This window comes from Ruminococcus sp. (assembly GCF_016283395.1).
Genome location: NZ_JAEEMU010000003.1, coordinates 1 through 5,934, shown reverse-complemented (window position 1 = coordinate 5,934; position 5,934 = coordinate 1). Strand labels below are relative to the sequence as shown.

General features: G+C 44.3%; 5 protein-coding genes. All 5 read right to left on the bottom strand.

Annotated features, from left to right (window positions below):
- The coding region (locus QZZ41_RS00090) for a dockerin type I repeat-containing protein (RefSeq protein WP_295066508.1) at positions 1-1,028 on the bottom strand (1,028 nt) is incomplete at its 3' end.
- A gap of 315 nt (positions 1,029-1,343) precedes the next feature.
- Positions 1,344-2,999, bottom strand: a complete 1,656-nt coding sequence (locus QZZ41_RS00085; protein ID WP_295066505.1) for an ABC transporter substrate-binding protein — start codon at positions 2,997-2,999, stop codon at positions 1,344-1,346.
- Positions 3,000-3,070: 71 nt separating this feature from the next.
- A complete protein-coding gene (locus QZZ41_RS00080) occupies positions 3,071-4,126 on the bottom strand; it encodes a M15 family metallopeptidase (RefSeq protein ID WP_295066503.1) in 1,056 nt (351 codons plus the stop codon).
- 277 nt (positions 4,127-4,403) lie between these two features.
- The gene (locus tag QZZ41_RS00075; RefSeq protein WP_295066500.1) at positions 4,404-5,195 is read right to left on the bottom strand and encodes a helix-turn-helix transcriptional regulator; all 792 of its coding nucleotides are present in this window, start codon (positions 5,193-5,195) and stop codon (positions 4,404-4,406) included.
- A gap of 142 nt (positions 5,196-5,337) precedes the next feature.
- Positions 5,338-5,934: SPASM domain-containing protein (locus tag QZZ41_RS00070; RefSeq protein ID WP_295066498.1), on the bottom strand; the 597-nt coding region annotated here is incomplete at its 5' end.

The following is a 5,934-nucleotide window of genomic DNA, read 5'->3' as shown; positions in this document are numbered from 1 at the left end:
CCTTCATCCTGCCACCTATAGGTAATAACGACTTTATCCTCGAATTTCGGGTCATTGCTGCCTGCGAACCTGCTCACAGATGCTTTGATATCATTATCGAGAATGTACCAGTACAGCTTTTCCACTATCTTATTGACCTCATGGTCATCATCGAGGTCATAGGGGATATACTTCAAAAGGCTTCTGTCGATATCATTTTGAAGTATGAACTTATTGAGAGCTTCTTTTTCATCGCTGTTGCTGTAGTTATTGTTTATGAATACGTACTTATCGGCGTAATTCTCAGGTATTCTGTCTTTGGGAATGACCATGCAGTTTATCTTGTTTTCGTCAACAAAGTCCGATATCTTCTTTCTTGTGATGTCGAGTTCTGTCTCAGCTTCGTCCAAGCCGAGGAGCTTCTTCTGTATAGCCAATGCATCATTGACAGTCAGACCGTCGCCGTTCATATCGCCGTTGAGCTTGCCCAATGCAGTGATACCTTGGTATTCCTCTGCTTTTTCGCCGTACCTATCAGGATTCGCAAGAGCCTGCATAATGAATACAACATCTGCCATATCCACCTGTCCATCGCAGTTTGAATCGCCTTTTATCAATCCGCCATCTTCCGAAACTACTTTAACATCATGCACTCCGCCGAATTGTCCTGGATATGTGTCAAGAGTTTCGGTATAACCAAATGTAAGCTTCATTCCCAGAACAGGATCAATATTACTGTCTATATCTTTTTTATACAGGAACATCAGCTCTCTAATAAAACGCGAACCATCAACACTTACTATTACATAAGTGTCGTATATATACTGAACCGTGAATGTTCTCAGATTTGTGTTTTCATTTGTCTCGCCTGTATCATTTTCGCCGCCAGAAGTCTCATGATAGGCGGTTACAGTGAGTGTACCAGTTTTTGCGGCTTCACTTGCCTGCGATGCCGTGGTTGCCGTTTCGGCAGCAATAGCTGTAAATGGCATTGCAGCACTGCCTGCCAACATTGATGTAGTAAGCAATATACTTATAATCTTTTTCATAATATCAACTCCTTTTCAACTAATAAACAGGCGTTGCTATATTCTTTGCTGATAAGACGTAATAATATGCTGATGCATCGCGCCTTTTCACGTACTACTTTCCACTTTAATTATACTGTATGTTCGCGGTAAAATCAAGGCTTTTACTTAATTTAATTTTTTTGCAAACAGTATGCCGAGCAAAAAAGTCCGTGATCGTCAGGAAGCTTCTCTTAACGGGAAAGTGGGTTACCGAGCCTGAAATTATGGACTCGATATTTTTATGCCACGATCTCGCCAGAGGGGGCTCCCCCTTCACGGACTTTTTACTGTAATTTAACTGTAATTCTTTGCTATTCTGTAATCTATAGAGCCTGTGAACGGGTCATAGATGATATCCTCGTTATCCTCTTTTGCAACGAGATATGTGCTCTTATAGAAAAGCGGCACGAACCACAGCTTGTCAAGTATGCTCTTTTCGGCAGCTGTATAGCTGTTTACAAGCTCCGTAACAGATGAGCTCTTCATCACGTTTTCGGTATTGAAATCGTCACCTGCCGCCTTTTTCAGGCAGTCTGTAGTTCTGAACTTATCAAGCACGGCAAGTCCGCTGTTGAAGTCGCCCTTAACAGGATAAAGCGCGATACTGTAATTGCCGCTTTCTATCCTCTCGTTGAACTCCTCTGTAGTAAGGTCCTCGATACCTATATAAATGCCGAGACTGTCCTGCCAGTGCTGTGACAGCACATGGAGATAGCGTGAGTCAACAGTACTCGAATCAACGATTATCTTTACGCTCTCCACCGAGCTTATTTTCAGCTCGCTCTTTGCCTTTGCAAGTGCGTCAGCAGCAGCTTTTGTATCATAGATATCAAACTGCTTCTCAGACGAGAGCTCACGATAGCTTCTTCCAACAATGTCAACAGCAGGCGGTATTATACCATAAGCAGGCTGTATATCGCTGCTTGTCTCGCCTTTCAGAGCTTCCCTGTCAGCGGCAAGTGCAACGGCTCTGCGAAGGTTCTCGTTAGAGTAATACTTATCCGCAGGATTGAAAACAAGTCCCAGCGTCATTGCCTTATAGCCTGATATATGGTACTTTTTCGGGTTGTAGCCGCCAACCTTCGTCGATGAGAAGCACTCGGCAGTATCGTCCTTGAAGCACTGCTTCACATCAGCCTCGCTTTTCTCAATGGAAAAGCTTACAAATGTCGGCAGTATCTCATAGTTTTCATTCTCGTTGACTGAATTCTTGCGCATATAGAGTATATTTGCGTTTCCGTAGGGATCATAATACCACTGTCTGACATAGAACGGACCGTTTGACATCACCGACCTGTCATCAAGTCCGTAGCGTCCCTTTGTTGACAGGAAGAACTCCTCATTGCAGGGATAAGCCGCAGGTGTTGCCAGCAGGCTGAGGAACTCAGCACAGGGATAGTCAAGAGTTATCTCAAGTGTATAGTCGTCCTTTGCCACGACCTCAAGAGCTTCCATAGAATGAGCGTTGTCTCTTGCAAGTCTGCTGCCGCTCAGACACATGAATTCACTGGCATAGGGCGAATGCATATTCGGGTCAAGTATTCTCCTGAGCGCGAATACGTAATCATCTGCCGTAACGGGGAAATACTCGTCATCGTCTATAACATCGTCATTATTCTCATCAAAGAACCAGTAATTTTCCTCACGCAGGTGGAAAGTATAAACGCAGCCGTCCGCGGAAACGCTGTAGTCCTTTGCGTTGCAGCAGGTTATGCCGCCTTTTTCGTCCTTCATCACAAGTCCGCTGTAAAGGTTTTTTATTACAGTAGCGGAAGCTGGATCTGTAGCATACTGCGGATCAAGGCTTTTTGGATTGTATGCAAGAGCCGCACTGTACATATGACCTGCTCCGCTGCCTTTTTTATCTCCGTGACCGCAGCCTGTCATACCAGTAAGGCACATGACCGCGCAGGCTGCAAGACTTATTATCTTTCTCTCTTTTTCTTTCACATTTGTCTCCATTCTTTTTCAAATACTCCAACAACCAAAATAGTCCCCCTTGATCGGGGGACATTTTTGCTTTAATTCATGCTTACAGTAACGATAAATCCGTCAACATTATTTCCCGAAACAGTATAGGTCTTGTTTGCGGGTACAGGAACATCTGTATTTCCTGTTGCGTTAGCAGGAGCATAGTATATCTGGTAAAGCTTATTTCCCACAGTTACCTCGACAGGTTCGTCCTTAGTATGTGATTTAAGCCCGTTTATATACTCCTCTAAGGATAAATTGTTCTGCTTCATATATACAGCATGAGGAGCTCCTACATATCTGTATGTATAATCTCTTGCACGCTCTCCTGTTGAGCCTTCCTTGCCCTCTGGGAAACGTACTACAAAGCCGTAATCTGCGGCATTTTCGTATATCCAGCTGTAAACACCTGTAGGCGAATAGTATCCCGATGTGGAATCCTTCGGAACTATAGCCATATCAAAGCTTCTGCCCGTATGGTAGTCCGAAAAACCGCCCTGGAACTGAGAATTACCGTTGTAGTACTTGTCATTCTGTTCCTCAAGTGTACGGTAGCCGCCGATAACATAAATATCGGAATTATCTTCAGCCTCATAGAAAGCCTGCATAAGTGCCTTAACCTGATCGAGAGCCTCTGTGTCAAGCTTTGTGACCATATCGCTTACGTGGAAGGCTACGCCGTCTATACTGTCGTAAATTGATACGAGCTCGATATCGTCCTCAGAGAACTTATACTCATGGTCTGAATTTACAAGGATAAGGTTACCTCTGTTGATATCAGCTGCATTATGTACTTCTGTTGTATACATTGACTCTGACGGCTTCTGTCCGTCGGGAGTACCTGTTATAAGTGAACTTGTCTCATTACTTGTAATAAGACCGTCAATAATTGACGACTGCTGTGTATTATCAGTATTCGATGCCTGGGTCGATGCTGCGGAGTTGGGTTTCTTTTCCTTATTTGAACAGCTCTTACAGCATGATGCAAGCACCACGATGAGAACCACAAGAACAAGGACTACCGCAACGAGTCTGTCGTATCTAACCTTATAGCGTTTTGATACTTTATCTCTTTTGCGGTTTCTTCGCTTATCTCCGTTAGTCATAAAACGAAATCGCTCCTTAAAGAATATTCGGTTATTATCAGACAGCTGCAATGCTTTTTGAGGGTGATATGCTTGCTGCCTGTCCATTGACCGCATACAAATGCGGTATTCTCCAAAAATTGCTTCCCCGATTGATTTTCACGCAAAAATTGCTCATACTCAGTATTATATCACAAATCTTTGTACTTGTAAAGTGTTTTTTTGATTTTTTGCACTAAAGGGCCATATAAATTCCCACATAATTCATTGACCGATATACAAAATACACAAAGGTCGGCTATTTTTCTGAATTTTCCTTCCTTCTTCTGTACTCTGACGGGGTACAGCCTTTGTGCTTTTTGAACTGTCTCATGAAGTACGACTCACTGTCATAGCCGCAGGTCTCGGAGATAGCCGTAACGGACATAGCCGTATTTTTAAGAAGCTCCGCTGCTCTGACGAGCCTGCTCTCGATAACGTCCTGACGGAATGTGACTCCGAACGCCATGAAGTACAGGCGGTGAAAATATGAGCGGCTTATCTGCATCTCGTCGCATATATCCTCAACAGACCACATATTCATAGGGTCGTCGTATATGAGTTCGCGGTACTTTTTAAGTTCGTTGTACCGCGGAATCTTTTCCTCCTCTGTAGGCTCGGGGCAATCGGCTGCATCACTGAGTGCTATAAAAATCATACGCATGGAAAGCTCCATAAACTCGCTGAAATGTCTTCCTCTGTGCATGGACTGCGACTGCATAGCTCTCAGTATACCTGCTACTGCGTAATTGTCCGCAAGCTCGATAGGCGTATCCTGCGGAAGGTTCATTGACGCGATGTACTGTCTGTCGGCAGCCGAAGTCTTGAAGCTAACGAGATCATATCGCATATTCTTGCCCTTTATAGGTCGGAACGTGGACTTATAGCCGCTTGTCAGCAAAGCTGCGCAGCTGCCCGAGGTGTGAAGAGCCTTTCCACCGTCCATATACATGACAGGCGTCCTGAAAAAAAGCAGAACAGGGTCTGCACCCAACTCGCCGCTGAACGCTGTTTCACGGCGGCAATTCAGCTGTATACGGTTTATTTTCATAGCTCTCCCCCCTGTTGTTATTATATTATGATTATAACATATAAGTCATACAAAAGCAAGTTGCACCGGTACAGTAAATACAAAGGGCGGATAATATCCGCCCCTACTGATCACTATGCACTAACAACTAATAACTCTTCGATCACTCAGCTGTATCCGCCATTTTGACAGCTTTCATCATTATAGCGCACTCAAGACGCTTCTTTTCAAGCTGACATGATATCTTATGAGCAGTTCTGATATCGCCCATATACTGGTAATTATTGGCATTACAGCCGCCGCTGCAATAGAACTTTGCCCAGCACTCGCGGCAGTCGGGCTTTGAATAAACGTGAGCCTTTGCGAAATCAGCCTTCATTTCCTGATTGAAAGTACCCTCGTCGATATTTCCCATTTTGTACTCGTCAATACCTACGAACTGATGACATGGGAAGATATCTCCGTCTGGAGTGATAGCCACATAGTCGTTTCCGCAGCCGCAGCCTCTCAGACGCTTGATAGCGCACGGTCCCTGGTCTAAATCGAGCATGAAGTGGAAGAAATTGAACTTCTTGCCGTTCTTCTCGTTTTCGAGGAGCTTCAGTGCGAGCTTTTCATACTCTGCAAATACAGCAGGGAGATCCTTTTCTGTAAGTGCATAGATATCGTCATCGCCCACAACAGGCTCTACGGATATCTGGTCGAAGCCTGCTTCGTTAAGAGCAAAAACGTCGTTGCAGAAGTCAAGGTTCTTGTTTGT